Below are 17,557 nucleotides of genomic sequence, written 5' to 3'. Positions count from 1 at the left end.
CAATTACGAACCGGCCTGCCGGAACTGACAAATCGTAATACATCAATCGTAATTGAGTTAATTTTACAGTATGATATTTTCCTCCGCACTGATAGAAAATGCAGTTAATGAGTTTGCGCGGCTGCCGGGCATTGGCAAGAAAACTGCCTTACGCCTGGTGTTACACCTGCTCAAACAGGACACTGCGCAGGTAAAACTGTTTGGTGAAGTAGTGACCCGTATGCGGGAACAGATCAAATTCTGTAAAGTATGCCATAACGTATCCGATCAGGAAGTATGTAGTATATGCAGCAGCCCATCGCGTAACAAGGCACTGGTCTGCGTAGTAGAGAACATACGTGACGTAATGGCCATAGAAAACACGCAGCAGTTCAATGGCGTGTACCATGTACTGGGCGGTATCATCTCTCCTATCGATGGTATCGGTCCGGAACAGCTGAATATCTACTCGCTGGTAGACAGGGTACAGCAGCAGGGTGTAGACGAGATCATCATGGCCCTCAGCCCAACCATTGAAGGTGATACAACGATCTATTATCTGTCTAAAAAGCTAAAGGAATTCCCGTGTAAGATCACTACGATCGCCCGTGGTATTGCTTTTGGCGGCGAACTTGAATACGCTGATGAAATGACCCTGGCAAGATCTATCTCCAACAGATTACCGCTGGAAAGCTATGTGCAGAAATAACACCGACAGGTAACGCTGTTAAGAAAATTAATTACACAATAAAGCAAAACGCTTAACATAGAATGGCGACCATTCCGTGTTAAGCGTTTTGCTTAAAAAGATACGAGTGCTGAACAACACTCGTGTGTGTTTAACCTGTAATTCCACGTTATGAAAAAAGGTTGATGGTTGGTTTCTTATTTGTGGGCAAACCTGCTACAGATAAACCTCCAGCCTGTATCAGGTCTGCCTTATATACCGACGGGTATGTACCCGTGTTATCTCTTTGTTATGGAATGATGTGCGTCCACCTCACCGGCTTCTTTCTCGCGCTCACGCAACTCCTGCCACCGCTGCATTTCATACTTATTCAGAAAGCAGATTTTAAATACCTCCGCTTCTCCACGGTCGGCGTCCGCAGGCACCGGAAACAGTCCATACTGCGCCAGGTGCTGCTGCAAGCTGTGTACATGCTCAGCAATACTCATGTCAATAATGATTTATGCAGGTTAAAAAACTAAACGGTCAATGGTGGTAATGTGCCGGTTAGCAACAACAGTGCTGGTTATAACAACTGTTGTTTTGATGAAGCATGTTCAGGGTGGTAACGTGCCCTAACGATTGTTGAACCTCTTTTTGCATCGTAATTCTCATTATGGGAGCGTCGCCCCCCTATTACCCTACAAATATAGTAGACTTTGTAAATCAAAACAAATTTTTCTATCTTTTTGTCGGAAACAGATATTCATAATAACCATAAAACCCCCACCCATGGCCCTAAATCAATTTTTAATCATTTAGACACTGTCCCCAGCCCGCACGAAAGGCAGCCCAAACAAGGCTTTTACCCTTTCGTCAGACGGCTGTCATCCCCGCCAATCCTTATTTTATAAGGCAATTATTAAGTACATTTGTTTATTAGTTTCTACAGGTAGATTTGTTTATTGTTCGACCTGTGGGCATTATTAAACAGTAACTAATAAACGTATTACAATTATGAAATCATTATCCCAATGTGCGGCTGAGCGCATTCTAATTATTGACGGAGCGATGGGAACCATGATCCAGCGCTATAAACTGGAAGAAGCCGACTACAGAGGCGAACGCTTCAAAGACTACCACCTCGACGTAAAAGGCAATAATGACCTGCTTTGTCTTACACAACCTCAGATCATCGAAGCAATACATAAAGAGTACCTGGAAGCCGGCGCCGATATTATCGAGACCAATACATTCAGCAGTACTACCATTGCAATGGCCGACTACGACATGCAGTCGCTGGCTTTTGAAATGAACATTGCCGCTGCCCGCATCGCTAAAAAGGCAGCACAGGAATACACCGCGAAGAACCCTGACAAACCACGGTTTGTAGCAGGCGCCATCGGTCCCCTGAACAAGACGCTCTCCCTCTCTCCTGACGTAAACAATCCGGGTTTCCGCTCTGTTACCTTTGACGAGGTAGTGGAAGCTTATTACGAGCAGATAAAGGGTTTACATGAAGGCGGAGCAGATATTCTGCTGATCGAGACCATCTTCGATACGCTGAACAGCAAAGCAGCCATTTTCGCTATCAAGAAATACTTCAGCGATATCGCACAGCCTGAGTTACCCGTAATGATCTCCGGTACCATTACAGATGCATCCGGAAGAACCCTCAGCGGCCAGACACTGGAAGCCTTCTATATCTCTGTTATGCACATAAAACCATTCTCAGTAGGCCTTAACTGTGCACTGGGTGGTGAGCAGATGCGTCCTTACATCTCAGAACTGTCGCAGATCGCAGCCTGCAATGTCAGCTGTTATCCGAACGCTGGTCTGCCAAACGCATTTGGCGAATATGACGAAACACCCGATCACACCGCACATATCATCGAAGACTTTGCAAAAGAAGGATATGTGAACATCGTGGGTGGTTGCTGCGGTACTACGCCAGACCACATTCGTCACATTGCAGAACACGTAAAAACAGTGAATCCGAGACGCCTGCCTGAAATGGTAGAAACATTGGTGTAAACCACATAATCAGGGTATTCCTACAATTTTACTACAGTAACTCAAATGAGCGATATAATCACTTCAACAGATACGATAGAAACAGCTGAGCCGGTAACCCGGATCATTCATCCTTACCTTCGTCTGAGCGGTCTGGAACCGCTGGTGGTAAGGCCGGAAACAAACTTCATCAACATTGGTGAACGTACCAACGTAACCGGATCGAAGAAATTTGCCCGTCTGATCAGAGAAGGACTTTATGAAGAAGCCCTCTCTGTGGCCCGTCAGCAGGTAGAAAACGGCGCCCAGGTACTGGACGTAAACATGGATGACGCCCTCCTCGATGGTGAAAAGGCCATGACGACCTTCCTGAACCTGCTTGCAGCGGAGCCCGATATCTCCAAAATACCGGTGATGATCGACTCCAGTAAGTTCTCCATCATCGAAGCAGGCCTGAAATGCCTGCAGGGTAAATGTATCGTGAACTCCATCAGTCTGAAGGAAGGCGAAGCCAAATTCATCGAACAGGCAAAGATCTGTAAGGCTTTTGGTGCTGCTGTAGTAGTAATGGCCTTTGACGAATATGGTCAGGCAGATACCGAAGAAAAGAAAGTCTCCTTCTGTCACCGTTCCTACAAGATCCTGACAGAACAGGTAGGTTTCGACCCGCAGGATATCATCTTCGACCCAAACATCTTCGCGATCGCAACAGGTATCGAAGAGCATAACAACTACGCGGTAGACTTTATCAACGCTACCCGTCGCATTAAAGAACTCATGCCCCTCACCAGCGTAAGCGGTGGGGTAAGTAATATCTCCTTCTCTTTCCGTGGGAATGATGTGGTGCGTGAAGCCATGCACTCTGCATTCCTCTTCTATGCCATCAAGGCTGGTATGAATATGGGTATCGTGAATGCCGGTATGCTCCAGATCTATGATGAGATAGAGCCTGCCCTGCGTGAACTCTGCGATGACGCCATCCTGAACCGCAGGGAAGATGCCACAGAACGCCTGATCGCCTTCGCCGAAACCGTGAAAAGTAAAGGTAAAGTGATCGAGAAGGACGAAACCTGGCGCCAGGGCTCTGTAGAAGAAAGACTGAGCCATGCGCTGGTAAACGGTATCACCGACTATATCGACGCCGATACAGAAGAGGCCCGCCAGAAATATCCACGTCCGCTGGATGTGATCGAAGGCCCGCTCATGGACGGTATGAACATCGTAGGCGACCTGTTTGGCAGTGGTAAAATGTTCCTGCCGCAGGTAGTAAAAAGCGCCCGTGTAATGAAGAAATCCGTAGCTGTCCTCACCCCTTTTATCGAAGAGGAAAAACAGCGGATGGTAGCAGAGAATGGCGGCGTAGTAAAATCTGCAGGAAAGATCCTGCTCGCTACCGTTAAAGGTGATGTGCACGATATCGGTAAAAACATCGTAGGCGTGGTACTCGGCTGTAATGGCTATGACATCATAGACATGGGCGTAATGGTACCAGCTGAAAAGATCTTACAGATGGCCCGCCAGGAACAGGTGGATATCATCGGTCTCAGTGGTCTGATCACCCCTAGTCTGGACGAAATGGTGAACGTGGCCAGGGAAATGAAACGCCAGCATTTTGAGGTACCGCTGATCATCGGTGGTGCAACCACTTCCCGTACACACACAGCGGTGAAAATTGCGCCTGAATACGAACACGGGGTGATCCACGTACTGGATGCCTCCCGTAGCGTAACAGTGACAAGTAGCCTGCTAAACAAAGCGCTCAAGAAAAACTTCCTGGACGACGTTAAAAAGGATTACCAGAAACTGAACGAAAACTTCCGGAATAAAAAACCGGTAAAACAATACCTGCCGATCGCAGAAGCACGTCAGCACAAAGCCATCACAGACTGGAGCAATTACAAACCGGTAGTGCCTAAACAACTGGGCGTACAGGTTTTCCACAGCTACGATCTGGGTGAAATCGCTGAATATATCGACTGGCAGCCTTTCTTCATCTCATGGGAACTACACGGGAAATTCCCGCAGATCCTGAGTGATGAGATCGTAGGTGTAGAAGCCACCCGTCTGTACGAAGATGCTAAATCAATGCTGAAACGCATTGTAGAGGAAAAATGGCTGACCGCCAATGCCGTGATCGGCCTCTTCCCGGCCAACAGAAGCGCTGATGATACGATCTCTGTATTGTCGCCTAAACCAGGCCAGGGTACCGTTCACCTGGAATGCCTCCGCCAGCAGCTGAAGAAAGCACCGGGACAACCTAACTTCTCCCTTGCTGACTTCATTGCACCGGCTGAATCAGGTATACAGGACTATATGGGCGCCTTTGCCGTAACCACCGGTGGAGACATCGAGAAATGGCTGGAGAAGTTCAAAGAAGACCTGGACGACTATAGCAGCATTATGCTGAAAGCCCTTGCCGACAGACTGGTAGAAGCCTTTGCAGAACTCATGCATAAACGCGTAAGAAAAGAGTTCTGGGGCTATGCTAATGACGAAACGCTGGACAATGATCAGCTGATCCGTGAGGAATACGCTGGTATCCGTCCTGCACCAGGTTATCCAGCCTGTCCGGAACACACAGAGAAATACAAAATGTTCGATATGCTGGATGCTACCGAAAATACCGGTATCATTCTGACAGAATCACTCGCAATGTATCCGGCATCCAGTGTAAGCGGCTGGTATTTTGCAAATCCGGAAGCGAAATATTTCGGCCTTGGTAAGATTGAAAAAGACCAGGTAGAAGACTACGCAGCACGTAAAGGATGGACTATCGAGGAAGCCGAAAAATGGCTCCGCCCCGTACTTGAATACGACATGTAATGTTTCAACAGAGCCGGTAGTTCTCAGGGCTACCGGCTTTTTTTATAACCAACACAGATTGTCCCCCTCCACGGGGACAATGACCTGGCACACCATGAGAATTGTTTCCTATAATGTAAACGGACTGCGTTCCGCCATGAATAAGGGTTTTACGGAATGGCTGAAAACAGATCCGGCGGATATTATCTGCCTGCAGGAGATCAAGGCACATAAAGACAATGTGGATTACAGACAGTTTGAAGAGCTTGGCTTCGAGCACTACTGGTATCCGGCAGAGAAAAAAGGTTATAGCGGCGTAGCGGTACTGACAAAGATCACCCCTGATCATGTGCAATACGGTAACGGATTCATGCAGAGCGATGCAGAAGGACGCGTTATCCGCCTTGATTTTGGTGATATTACCCTGATCAATACCTACATGCCTTCCGGCACCAGTGGCGACGAAAGACAGACCTACAAATATCAGTGGCTGGACGAGTTCTATGGCTATGTAGACCAGCTCAAAGCGACCAGACCAAACCTGATCATCTGCGGCGACTATAATATATGTCACAAACCGATAGATATCCACGATCCTGTGGGCAACAAGAAATCCAGCGGTTTCCTGCCGGAAGAAAGAGCCTGGCTGGACAAGCTGTTCAGCAACGGATTTGTGGACACTTTCCGTCACTATCATCCGGAGCCGCACCAATACAGCTGGTGGAGCGTCCGCGCTAATGCAAGGGCTAATAACAAAGGTTGGCGTATCGATTATATCAGCGTCACAGAACCACTGCAAACAAAGCTGAAAGATGCCCTGATATGGCCGGATGTAAAGCATTCCGACCACTGTCCGATATATCTGCAATTAGAAGCCTAAAGACCGTTTTCACACATGATTATATACAACGTAACAACCAAGGTAACACACTTCATCAATGAAAGGTGGTTACAATGGATGAAAGAAGAACATATTCCTGCGATCATGGCGACGGGGCTTTTCCACGATTCCCGCATCTGCAGGCTACTTGAACAGGATGATGAAGACGGTCCGACCTACTCAGCTCAGTACTTTACAGACACGCTGGAAAACTACCAGACCTTCCTCGCTGAATACGCGCCAGCCCTCCGTCAGGCAGGCTATGAGCGGTTTGGGAACCAGTTTGTCGCTTTCAATACAGTAATGCAGGTAGTATAGTTGTTAAACTTATCCACAGGAAATCCACTGATTACACGGGGTTCAGACTTTGGTACAATACTTGGAACGTAGATGCGTTTATAGTAAATACAGGAGCAAAGGTGCCATCACAGCGGTTTTCATCAAAATGAGGTCTTACACCCGTTGATACCTCATGATGTGTCAATCTGCTGTAACCGTTACCTGTAGGCGTTTTCAGCCGATGATTTTTTAGTTAAAAAAGATTCAAAAAATTTGGTAATCTGATAAAACGCGCTATATTTGCTCACATCAAACATTTTATTCACTAGTTAAATCTTACTAGCTATGAACAAAGCCGAATTAATCGACAAACTGGCTAAAGATGCCGGTATCACTAAAACCCAAGCTAACGAAGCACTGGATTCTTTCACTAAAGCTGTTGCTGATACCCTGAAAAAAGGTGGTAAAGTAACCTTAGTAGGTTTCGGTACTTTCTCTGTTTCTAAACGTGCTGCTCGTAACGGTAGAAACCCACAGACTGGCCAGATCATCAAGATCAAAGCTAAGAAAGTTGCTAAATTCAAAGCTGGTAAGGCTCTGTCCGACAAGCTTTAATTTGTTAGCTTAACTTATTCAAGCAAGGAACAGCACTGTTTCTTGCTTTTTTTTTGCATTTAACCCACGCTATTTCGTAATTTGCGGGTTAATTATGGGGAGTTACATCCTCAGTTAACAAACATTTCAAACTATAAACATCAAACTGTTTACAATGGGTAGAGGTGATATCAAAACCAAAAAAGGCAAAATTTCTAACGGTTCTTTCGGCAAGGCAAGACCTGCAAAACCAAAGAAAGCTGCTGCTGCTAAGGCTAAAGCAAACGCCTAATTCAATTAGGAATTAGGAATTAACAATTAGGAATTGAACATAGGAATTGCATTCCTATTGATCACCTTCCTGACTTAATTCAGACGAAAAGGACTTTTACAGCTGAAATTCCTAATTCCTAATTCCTAATTCCTAATTCCTAATTCCTAATTTATTTTTACGGCGCAAGTCTGTCGATCAGCCAGTTCTCCCCCTCCTTCGTATACAATATCCTGTCATGTAAACGGCTGCTTCTTCCTTGCCAGAATTCCATCTTTACCGGCTTTACCACATAACCACCCCAGTATGCGGGACGTTTAGGATCTTCCAGTACATACCTCTCTGCCACCATTCTTACGTTCTCTTCCAGAAAACTACGCCCTGGTATAATACGGCTCTGTGGAGATGCAATTGCCCCTACACGGCTACCCAATGGACGGCTTTCATAGTATTCATCACTGATCTCAGCAGACGTTTTACTAACAGTACCGTATATACGTACCTGTCGCTCCAGCTCCCGCCAGAAGAACAACAGCGATACATTCGGGTTGGCGGCCATATCCTGTGCCTTATGGCTATCATAGTTGGTGAAGAAGACAAATCCTTCCTCATCAAAACTCTTCAGCAGTATAATACGTGCAGATGGATACCCATCCGGCGTACTGGTCGCAAGTGTCATCGCGTTCGGCTCTTCCAGCTGACCGGAAGTCGCATCTTTCCACCAGCGTTCAAATTGTTGTATAGGGTCCTGAGCCACATCCTGCTCGTCAAGCGAAGCAAGGCGATAGTCTTTGCGCAGATCTGCTACTTCTTTATTCAACATGGTCCTGTTTTTATCTGACGCAAAGATACTTATAAAGAAAGCATCTACCGGACGCAGACATTATGATCGTCATCAGTATCCCGCAGATGCCCCCATCCTCCGAATCAAATATTTACTAATTTTATCGCATGAGAACCATACTATTATTCGCTATTACCTGTTGTCTGCTTGTATCCTGCGGCACGAAGACCAAGCAGCCTGCACAGACTGCAAAAGCGCCGGATCCTACCACCGCGCCTTTTTACTATCTGCATCTTAAGGGTAAGATCGGTGACGAACCGATCACAATGGACCTGATAAAATCCGGGCCCTGGGTCTTCCGTGGATACTACACATACGACAAGATCGGTGAACCAATTATGATATGGGGTAGTCCCGAGGGAGATAAGATCATTCTGTACGAGAACACGGACAGAAATGAAGAAAGGCTGTTTTCGGGCAAACTGGATAGCCTGGGAGGCTTTAAAGGCAAGTGGCGGGGCAAGGGTACCTCCTATCCATTTGAGCTCAAATCAAGCCTTGAAAATGCCGTTGCGCTCGATGTATTCTACGCGACTGATTCTGTGCCGCTTTTTCCAGGTAATCCGAATACGCCTGTCGGCCAGGCATCCAATAGTATAGTATGGCCTGCTACCGGTACTGATGCTGACATTGCCGGCTTCGTTCGCCTCAATATCACCGAAGGCCGTCAGATCACTGATCCGCAGAAATACCTGAGAAGAGATATCGACTCCTTCCTCGCCACCTATAAGGTCAATGAAAAAGACCTGGATACCAGCAATGGCATTCCGCCAACAGCCAGCTGGGGTGCAGACGGCGACATGAAAATAGTATGGAACAATTATCCTTTGCTGGTACTGGAGTCTTTCTCCTATGATTTCACCGGTGGCGCACACGGTAATTATGGCGCCCATTACACCGTACTCGATCTGGAGAAAAAGAAAGTGCTGAAAGTGGAAGATTTCCTGAAACCGGAATATAAGGAAGCGCTGATACCGGAACTCGCAAAATCGTTCCGTAAGATCTATAAACTGGAAGATGGGGAAAGGATCGAGACCATGTTGCTCGTGAAAGAGATCCTACCGAATGATAACTTCCTGGTAACCGACAAAGGGATCGGCTTCAGCTATACCCCCTATGAGATCGGACCTTATGCGCTGGGACAGGTAATGCTGTTCGTGCCTTTCAAAGACATCAAACCCCTCCTGAAATAAGATCAGGAACCGGGAATAAAGACCAGGGAATAACATGTATTCCCTGGTCTTTACGCCGATTCCTGACAATATGAATCGATAAGCTGTTTAGTTTGTTAATTACCCTTTCACCAGCGTACCCACATTCTTACCCATGATCACCTGCATCAGATTACCGGCTCTGTTCATGTCAAACACGATGATCGGCAGTTTATTCTCCTGACACAGCGTGAATGCGGTCATATCCATTACATTCAGCGACTTCTGGTATACCTCTGTGAAAGTGATAGATTCGTAACGGGTAGCAGTAGGATCTTTCTCCGGATCAGCAGTATAGATACCATCTACACGGGTGCCTTTGAGGATCACATCAGCCTGTATTTCGATCGCACGCAGGGAAGCTGCTGTATCTGTTGTGAAATAAGGGTTACCTGTACCCGCACCAAAGATCACCACACGACCTTTTTCCAGGTGGCGGATAGCACGGCGGCGGATGTAAGGTTCTGCGATCTGCTCCATTTTGATAGCTGACTGAAGACGGGTATATAAACCTACTTTCTCCAGACCACTCTGCATGGCCATACCGTTGATCACTGTCGCCAGCATACCCATATAATCACCCTGGGCTCTTTCGATACCGGTTTCAGCCTCATTCATACCACGGTATATGTTACCACCTCCAATCACTACGGCTACCTGCACTCCCAGGTCGGTCACAGCTTTAATATCGTACGCATACTGCGTGATCACTCTGTGATCGATACCGTAATTACCTTCTCCCATCAGGGATTCACCGCTCAATTTGAGTAAAATACGCTTATACTTTGGCAACATGACTTATGAAAAATGATATGAAAATGTTAGTTAGTAATTAGTTTACAGGCCCCGAATATATAAAAAAATGCGGAACGGGGTATTTCCTATGTCCCTGCCGGCCCGGTCATCAGTGGAGAACTATTTCAGAAAATAGCGCCGGTTTCCGTTCAATGCGCCTGCATGCTCATGGTAAAGCGCAAAAAAAAGGAGAGAATGTTATTCTCTCCCTTTTCTGTAGGTAATTGAATTACCCTAATGCGATTCTTGTGAATCCTGTTACTTTCAGATCAGCGCTAACAGATTTCAAATAATCTGCAACGGATTTGTTGTTATCTTTTACGAAAGCCTGAGGTAACAGTGTATTTTCTTTGAAGAATTTGTTCACTTTACCGATAGCGATCTTCTCAGCCATATCGCCGGTTTTACCTTCAGCAGCGATCTGCTCGATAGCGATAGCTTTCTCACGGGCAACCAGCTCAGGAGAAACGCCATCAGCGTCAACTGCGATTGGGTTCATTGCTGCGATCTGCATAGCGATATCTTTACCTACTTCTTCAGAAACAGGTGCAGAGAAACCTACCAGTACACCCATACGGTAGCTACCGTGGATATAGGAAGTAACAGAAGCTGCAGAGATCTTTTCGAATTTCGCCAGGGTGATTTTCTCACCGATCTTAGCAACCTGGTCGTTTAATTTATCGTTCACGCTTGCACCGTCAAGTGTAGCTGCACCCAGTTCTTCCACAGTGTTTGCACCGCTGGACAGGGCCAGGTCAACGATTGACTGAGCAAATTTTACGAAATCTTCGTTTTTAGCAACGAAGTCAGTTTCGCAACCCAGTGCTACTACAACACCGGTAGTACCATCCGCATTAGTTTTTGCGATGATAACACCTTCTTTGGTTTCACGGTCAGAACGCAGCGCTGCTACTTTCTGTCCTTTTTTACGCAGATAATCTACTGCCTGTTCGAAATCACCATCGCTTTCAACCAGTGCTTTTCTGCAATCCATCATGCCTGCACCAGTCTGCTGGCGAAGTTTGTTTACATCAGCTGCTGTAATTGTTGCTGCCATTTTATAATGAGTTTATTATAGATTAATGTTTATTCTTTATCAACTATTAACGCTCAATTGCGAACCATGGAGCAAAGAGATGTTCCACGATTCGCAATTAATTTATGTCGTTTAAAACGAAGCTTATCTGTTGCCGCCTGGTTTAGGACCGCCGGAACCAGCTGGACGACGCTGTCCGCCGCCACCGCCGCCTGGACGGTTACCACCACCGCCACCTGGACGGTTGCCACCACCACCTGGACGGTTGCCACCGCCACCTGGGCGATTGCCACCACCGCCACCTGGACGGTTACCACCACCCTGGCCACGACCACCGCCAGCGTTCTGACCACCCTGGCCACGACCGCCGCCGCCTTGTCTGCGACCTCTTTCACGATCTTCGCCACCTTCCAGCTCGAATTTCAGTGCTTTGTTGTCATCTTCTTCCTCTTCTACTACGTCGTCAGTTTTCTCATTTGCTCTCTCAGCCAGACCTTCTGCGATTGCAGCAGCGATATAGTTAGTGATGATTGCGATAGACTTAGTTGCGTCATCGTTGGCAGGAACTGCGAAATCTACTTTAGTAGGATCGGAGTTTGTATCTACCATACCGAAAGTGGAGATACCCAGACGACGAGCTTCTGCCAGACCAATGTGCTCATGGCTGATGTCAACCAGGAACAGCGCTGCAGGAACACGAGCCAGCTGAGCGATACCACCCAGTACTTTCTCCATTTTCTCTTTATCGCGGGTTAAAGTCAGACGCTCTTTCTTGGTGATACTGTCGAAAGTACCATCAGTCAGCATCTTTTCGATGCTCTGCATCTTCTTAACGCTCTTACGGATCGTTGCGAAGTTAGTCAGCATACCACCTAACCATCTTTCGGTTACATAAGGCATGTTAACGCGTTTTGCAGCTTCCGCTACGATTTCTTTAGCCTGTTTTTTAGTGGCTACGAACATGATCTTTTTACCGCTCTTTGCGATAGATTTCAGGGCAGCTGCTGCTTCCTGTAAACCTTCAACGGTTTTATTCAGATCTATGATGTGAATACCTTTCTTTTCTGCGAAGATGTATGGCAGCATCTTCGGGTTCCATTTTTTCTTCAGGTGACCGAAGTGTACACCTGCCTCCAGTAACTGCTGCTGTAATGAGGTATTATTTTCCATGTTATTATACTCTGTTATAAAAGGTCAATGTTAATAATCTGCGTAAGACATATAGTAGTACGCATTCATCACGATTAGCGTTTAGAGAACTGGAAGCTTCTTCTAGCTTTAGCTTTACCTGGTTTCTTACGTTCAACGCCTCTTGGATCACGTTTCAGGAGACCAGCAGCTTTCAGCGCCGGACGGTATTCGATGTTCACTTCGCAAAGTGCACGTGCAATACCCAGCTTAATAGCTTCTGCCTGACCTTTGATACCGCCACCAGCAGCATTTACCTTTATATCGAATTTATCTGTAGCATCGATAGTCTTCAGGGACAGTTCTACCTGATTCTGCAGGTAAACCAGTGTGAAGTATTCTTTATAGTCTTTGTCGTTTACTACGATGTTACCAGTACCCTTGCTGATGTAAACACGGGCAACGGCTTCTTTACGACGACCAATAGTGTTTTTTTGCTTTTCCATGTATCAGAGAAAAATTAGAAAGTTAATGTTTTCGGTTTCTGCGCAGCATGAGGATGCTCAGCGCCTGCGTATACAAACAGTTTTTTGTACATAGCACGACCCAGGCGATTCTTAGGCAACATACCTTTTACAGCTCTTTCTATGATCAGTTCTGGTCTGCGACGAACCAGGTCTTTCGCTATTTCACCTTTCTGACCACCTGGATAACCAGAGTAAGTCAGGTATTCCTTATCGTTCCATTTGTTACCGGTGAACTGAATTTTCTCAGCGTTGGTAATAATGATATAATCTCCACAATCAGTGTGAGGAGTATAATAAGGCTTGTTTTTGCCTCTCAGAATTGCTGCAACTTTTGCAGCCATTCTTCCTAAAGTCAGGTTAGTGGCATCTACAATGTGCCACTCACGCGTAACTGTAGCGTCGTTGGCCGATTTAGTTCTGAAGCTTAAAGTATTCATTATAGTATATTATAATAAAGTTTTTCGGTCTTGATATAACATCCCAAACAAATTGGGAGTGCAAAGCTAAATTTCTTATTTCAAATAACAATGCATTTTAGGTTCTTTTTTACAAGGCACCCTTGCAACGAATTGATTTTCAATAATAATTTTGACGCAGAGTTATCAACACATGGCTCCGATATTTAGCAGTGACGAATTTCACCCTTTAAATCAGCACTTAACACATATGTCGATTTTATAATGAAAAAATAGTCTGAGTACCTCCTCAGACTGGGCCTGGTATGAGATATCCTGGAGATGCGTCGTGTATGCGTCGTATATGCGTCGTGTATGAAGCATGTATAAAGCATGTCATGTCAGCTTTTTGACCCAATAGGGGGCATTCAGGACAAACCCAGCCAAAACCGGTTAATCCATAGCCACATCATTGTCTGTTATTCATCATCCTTCGTTCATCTTTCGTCTTCTAAACGAAGGATGAACGTTCCAGCATAAAGATCAAACCCTCATCTGGTCATTAAAAAAGGCCGGGAAGTAACTCCCCGACCTCTATATTGATTAACAGATAATTTGTGCTTAATCCCGGTTTCTCGCGCCCATATAGATCATTAAATAATGCAACAGGGTCACCACAGAAGCAACGGCCGCCACTACATAAGTCATTGCAGCCCACCATAATGCGTCCTTCGCCTTATCATGTTCCTCCTTCCGCATCAGGTTCGTGTTATCCAGCCAGGCCAGCGCCCTGCGGGAAGCATCAAACTCAACCGGTAAGGTCACCAGAGAAAATACCGTCGTTACCCCAAACAGGATCACCCCTGCCAGCAATAACGTCGGAAATACATTGATCAGCAGGATACCACCCAGTAACACCCATTGCACCAGGTTCGAACTGAACTGTACCGCCGGTACCAGCTTTGAACGTAAATTCAGCCACTGGTAGGCCCGGGCATGCTGTACCGCGTGCCCGCACTCATGGGCAGCAACCGCAGCAGCCGCCACATTCGCTCCCGAGTAAACATCCGGACTCAGATTCACCGTTTTATTGGACGGATCGTAGTGGTCAGACAGAAATCCGTCCACCGAAACAACCTGCACATCATATATTCCATTGTCTTTCAACATCTTCTCGGCAATCTGCTTACCGGTCATACCCGATGTGGTCGGTACGGCACTATACTCTTTGAATTTACTCCTCAGCCGCCAGCTCACTAACAGGCTGATCCCTACAAAGATCATTGATATGAGAAAAAAGCCAGGTGTCATAATAATTAAATGAAGTTTAAATCAGTACAAAATTACCAGTATATACTCATCAAATTAGCATCCAATCCCCCCCCGTAAACCGGATTTAGGATTTCCTTAAGAATTGCCCCGCCTCCTACCGCCTGTCACCTGACAAAGACGAAATTTAACACTGTCAATATGTCGCTTCAAAATATTTTCCAGGGTAAAAAGCGACGATATGACAGATATAATTAATGTTTTTATGACCGGTTTTTCATATATAAATTATGACGGCATCATTCCTATTTATCAACCTTTTACGCCCTTTTAATGAAAGTATAATTGAATGCCCTCACCGGCTGAAACGTGCTATGGTGGCAGTTCTGTCACATTATGAAAAGTCCTCAAAAGTTATTCACATCAATTAAATAAACTTTTTTATTCTGTAGCCATTTAGTAATTTAGACGTGAATTTAATGGGTTAGTAAGTAGAAAGAGTCAGCAGAAATTTCTGTTGGCTCTTTTCTTTTTTACCAGATTCCAGACCCCTCTTTTCCGATTCAAATTTTAACGTTTTACACATCCGTTTTTCCATTTTCTATTTCAATAACACACCTCTTTTTATCATCACTTATTTTTTAACCAATACATTTCATTCATCCACTTTCATCATCTCATCTTTTCAACTTTCGTTTTTTATTCTTTTGATGAAGCAGAATATTTCCGCTTTAAATTTGCTGCATGAAAATTAAAACTGCTTTCTTCTGTCAGAATTGTGGATACGAATCAGCTAAGTGGACTGGTAAATGTCCGAGTTGTGGTCAATGGAATACTTTCGTTGAAGAGAAAGTACAAAAAGATATCCCTCTACGTAATGCCGGATGGCAACCTGAAAAAGAACACGGCAGCAAATCAGACAATATCGTTAACCTCTCCGAGATCAGCGGTACCGAAGAAGAAAGACTGCTCACACCAGATGCAGAACTGAACCGTGTATTAGGCGGCGGTATTGTACCCGGATCACTGGTGCTCGTTGGTGGTGAACCTGGTATCGGAAAAAGCACCCTGTTCCTCCAGAATGCATTACAACTCAAAGACATCACTACATTATATATAAGTGGAGAAGAAAGTGCACAGCAGATAAAAATGAGAGCAGACCGCTTACAGGTAAAAAATGATCTCTTCTATCTGCTGACAGAAACGTCTACACAAACCATCTTCCAGGAGATAAAAAAACTGCGTCCGCAACTCGTGATCGTTGATTCTATTCAGACACTGCAATCTCCTTTTATAGAATCAGCGCCTGGTAGTGTATCCCAGATCAGAGAAACAACTGCCGAACTGCAACGCTTCGCAAAAGAAAGTCACACGCCCGTATTCCTCATCGGTCATATCACCAAAGATGGTTCAATCGCCGGTCCGAAAATTCTGGAACATATGGTTGACACCGTTCTCCAGTTTGAAGGTGATCAACACTATGCTTATCGCATCCTTCGTACCATTAAAAACCGTTTCGGCTCTACCGCGGAACTGGGTATTTATGAAATGACCGGCGGCGGATTAAGACAGGTAACCAACCCTTCAGAAATCCTGATCTCTCAACGGGAAGATCAGCTGAGCGGTGTCGCTATCGCTGCCACCATCGAAGGCATGCGTCCCATGCTCGTAGAAGTACAGGCACTCGTTACGCAGTCCGTCTACGGTACACCGCAACGTACCGCTACCGGATTTGACCTGCGCCGTTTACAACTGCTGCTCGCCGTACTCGAAAAACGCGGTGGCTTCCACTTCGGCGTCAAAGACGTATTCCTCAATATCGCCGGTGGTATACGCGTGGAAGATCCTTCTATCGATCTCGCTGTATTGTGCGCCTTACTATCTTCTTATGAAGACATCCCGATCAGCAGTAAGATCTGCTTCGCGGGTGAAGTCGGATTAAGTGGTGAGATCCGTGCCGTGAATCGTATAGAACAACGGGTGGCAGAAGCAGAAAAACTTGGCTTCGAAAAGATCTTCATCAGCCGCTACAATAAGAAAGGAACAGATCTCAGTAAGTTCAACATTGAAGTTGTACCTGTAGGCAGAGTGGATGAAGTATACCGCGGACTATTTTAATATTCCGCCTCCGGGCTTTTCATTACATTCAGGGAACTAACTATCCATATTCTTATAATGAAAAGCCTGTTATCCTCCCTGCTGCAGCTGTTCTATCCGCATACCTGTGATGGATGCGGAATGGAACTCACAGATACGGAACATATACTCTGTCTGCGCTGTCACAAACGACTGCCTTTCACGGGTTATCAGCTGATGCATGACAATCCCGTAGAAAAAATATTCTGGGGACGGGTCAACATCCGTCATGCCATGGCGACCTGTTACTACAGAAAAAATGCCTTCCTCCAGCAACTCATTTATCAGTTCAAATACAGGCAGCGGGAAGATATCGCCACCTATTTCGGACGCCTGATGGGACACACACTCCGGCAAAGTCCCTGGCTATACGAAATAGACACCGTGCTGCCTATTCCCATGCATCCTTCCAAAATACGCCGGCGGGGTTATAACCAGGCAATGGTACTTGCCGGTGGCGTAGCTGCTGCTACTGAAAAAACATTGTCAGACGGTATACTCGTCCGCCACCTGCAAACCACCTCACAAACTAATAAAGGACGTCTCTCCCGCTGGCAGAATGTATCCGGTAGTTTCTCTCTGGATCCGAACACTGATCTGAAAGACAAACACATACTACTGATAGACGATGTGATCACCACCGGCGCCACCTTAGAAGCCTGCAGCCGCTTACTGGTGAACGCCGGTGCTGCGGTAAGCATCTGTGCACTGGCATTTGCCCGCCATTGAAA

Annotated in this window: 18 protein-coding genes; 10 read left to right on the top strand and 8 right to left on the bottom strand. The window is 45.9% G+C overall.

The features are described from left to right. The first annotated feature begins 70 nt into the window (after window positions 1-70). Window positions 71-688, top strand: coding sequence for a recombination mediator RecR (gene recR, locus BMZ72_RS17885; RefSeq protein WP_089810741.1), 618 nt, complete (start codon window positions 71-73; stop codon window positions 686-688). Window positions 689-945: 257 nt separating this feature from the next. Here the strand turns inward: recR and BMZ72_RS17880 are convergent, their stop codons facing one another. Continuing rightward, entirely contained in the window at window positions 946-1,155 is a 210-nt protein-coding gene (locus BMZ72_RS17880; RefSeq protein ID WP_089810739.1) for a hypothetical protein, read from the bottom strand. A gap of 508 nt (window positions 1,156-1,663) precedes the next feature. Here BMZ72_RS17880 and BMZ72_RS17875 point away from each other — a divergent pair. The 6 genes from BMZ72_RS17875 (at window position 1,664) to BMZ72_RS17850 (ending at window position 7,506) form a co-directional block, all read left to right on the top strand. Then, window positions 1,664-2,680: a homocysteine S-methyltransferase family protein gene (locus tag BMZ72_RS17875; protein ID WP_089810737.1), complete on the top strand. Its 1,017-nt coding sequence runs from the start codon at window positions 1,664-1,666 to the stop codon at window positions 2,678-2,680. 45 nt (window positions 2,681-2,725) lie between these two features. Further along, complete coding sequence (gene metH, locus BMZ72_RS17870; protein ID WP_089810735.1) at window positions 2,726-5,482, top strand: methionine synthase; 2,757 nt, start codon at window positions 2,726-2,728, stop codon at window positions 5,480-5,482. Window positions 5,483-5,576: 94 nt separating this feature from the next. Beyond that, the gene (locus BMZ72_RS17865; RefSeq protein WP_089811592.1) at window positions 5,577-6,341 is read left to right on the top strand and encodes an exodeoxyribonuclease III; all 765 of its coding nucleotides are present in this window, start codon (window positions 5,577-5,579) and stop codon (window positions 6,339-6,341) included. 15 nt (window positions 6,342-6,356) lie between these two features. Next, window positions 6,357-6,659, top strand: a complete 303-nt coding sequence (locus BMZ72_RS17860) for a DUF4286 family protein (protein WP_089810734.1) — start codon at window positions 6,357-6,359, stop codon at window positions 6,657-6,659. Between the two features lie 306 nt (window positions 6,660-6,965). Further along, window positions 6,966-7,235: an HU family DNA-binding protein gene (locus tag BMZ72_RS17855; protein ID WP_012788562.1), complete on the top strand. Its 270-nt coding sequence runs from the start codon at window positions 6,966-6,968 to the stop codon at window positions 7,233-7,235. Window positions 7,236-7,389: 154 nt separating this feature from the next. Continuing rightward, window positions 7,390-7,506, top strand: a complete 117-nt coding sequence (locus tag BMZ72_RS17850; protein WP_012788561.1) for a 30S ribosomal protein THX — start codon at window positions 7,390-7,392, stop codon at window positions 7,504-7,506. 157 nt (window positions 7,507-7,663) lie between these two features. On the opposite strand, the gene pdxH is transcribed toward BMZ72_RS17850, so the two are convergent. Continuing rightward, window positions 7,664-8,308: a pyridoxamine 5'-phosphate oxidase gene (pdxH, locus tag BMZ72_RS17845; RefSeq protein WP_177222826.1), complete on the bottom strand. Its 645-nt coding sequence runs from the start codon at window positions 8,306-8,308 to the stop codon at window positions 7,664-7,666. 128 nt (window positions 8,309-8,436) lie between these two features. On the opposite strand from pdxH, the gene BMZ72_RS17840 reads away from it, so the two are divergent. After that, window positions 8,437-9,522, top strand: a complete 1,086-nt coding sequence (locus tag BMZ72_RS17840; protein WP_089810732.1) for a DUF3298 and DUF4163 domain-containing protein — start codon at window positions 8,437-8,439, stop codon at window positions 9,520-9,522. 99 nt (window positions 9,523-9,621) lie between these two features. On the opposite strand, the gene pyrH is transcribed toward BMZ72_RS17840, so the two are convergent. The 6 genes from pyrH to BMZ72_RS17810 form a co-directional block, all read right to left on the bottom strand. Beyond that, a complete protein-coding gene (gene pyrH / locus BMZ72_RS17835; RefSeq protein WP_089810730.1) occupies window positions 9,622-10,335 on the bottom strand; it encodes a UMP kinase in 714 nt (237 codons plus the stop codon). A gap of 229 nt (window positions 10,336-10,564) precedes the next feature. Beyond that, window positions 10,565-11,392 carry a translation elongation factor Ts gene (gene tsf, locus BMZ72_RS17830; RefSeq protein WP_089810728.1) on the bottom strand — a complete coding sequence of 276 codons (828 nt, stop codon included), beginning with the start codon at window positions 11,390-11,392 and terminating at the stop codon, window positions 10,565-10,567. Window positions 11,393-11,515: 123 nt separating this feature from the next. After that, entirely contained in the window at window positions 11,516-12,541 is a 1,026-nt protein-coding gene (gene rpsB, locus BMZ72_RS17825) for a 30S ribosomal protein S2 (protein ID WP_089810726.1), read from the bottom strand. Between the two features lie 74 nt (window positions 12,542-12,615). After that, a complete protein-coding gene (gene rpsI, locus BMZ72_RS17820; protein WP_012788555.1) occupies window positions 12,616-13,005 on the bottom strand; it encodes a 30S ribosomal protein S9 in 390 nt (129 codons plus the stop codon). 14 nt (window positions 13,006-13,019) lie between these two features. Then, window positions 13,020-13,463, bottom strand: coding sequence for a 50S ribosomal protein L13 (gene rplM / locus BMZ72_RS17815; RefSeq protein WP_089810725.1), 444 nt, complete (start codon window positions 13,461-13,463; stop codon window positions 13,020-13,022). A 579-nt stretch (window positions 13,464-14,042) separates the two neighbouring features. Next, complete coding sequence (locus BMZ72_RS17810) at window positions 14,043-14,732, bottom strand: zinc metallopeptidase (protein WP_089810722.1); 690 nt, start codon at window positions 14,730-14,732, stop codon at window positions 14,043-14,045. A 702-nt stretch (window positions 14,733-15,434) separates the two neighbouring features. Here BMZ72_RS17810 and radA point away from each other — a divergent pair. Then, on the top strand, window positions 15,435-16,808 hold the full coding sequence (radA, locus tag BMZ72_RS17805; RefSeq protein ID WP_089810720.1) for a DNA repair protein RadA: 1,374 nt from the start codon (window positions 15,435-15,437) through the stop codon (window positions 16,806-16,808). A 57-nt stretch (window positions 16,809-16,865) separates the two neighbouring features. Then, window positions 16,866-17,555 (top strand): ComF family protein, encoded by a 690-nt coding sequence (locus BMZ72_RS17800; protein WP_089810718.1) that lies wholly within the window; start codon window positions 16,866-16,868, stop codon window positions 17,553-17,555. Window positions 17,556-17,557 lie beyond the last annotated feature (2 nt).

It is taken from the genome of Chitinophaga sp. YR627, assembly GCF_900114995.1.
Lineage (GTDB): Bacteria > Bacteroidota > Bacteroidia > Chitinophagales > Chitinophagaceae > Chitinophaga.
This window is presented reverse-complemented; position numbering and strand designations above follow the sequence as displayed.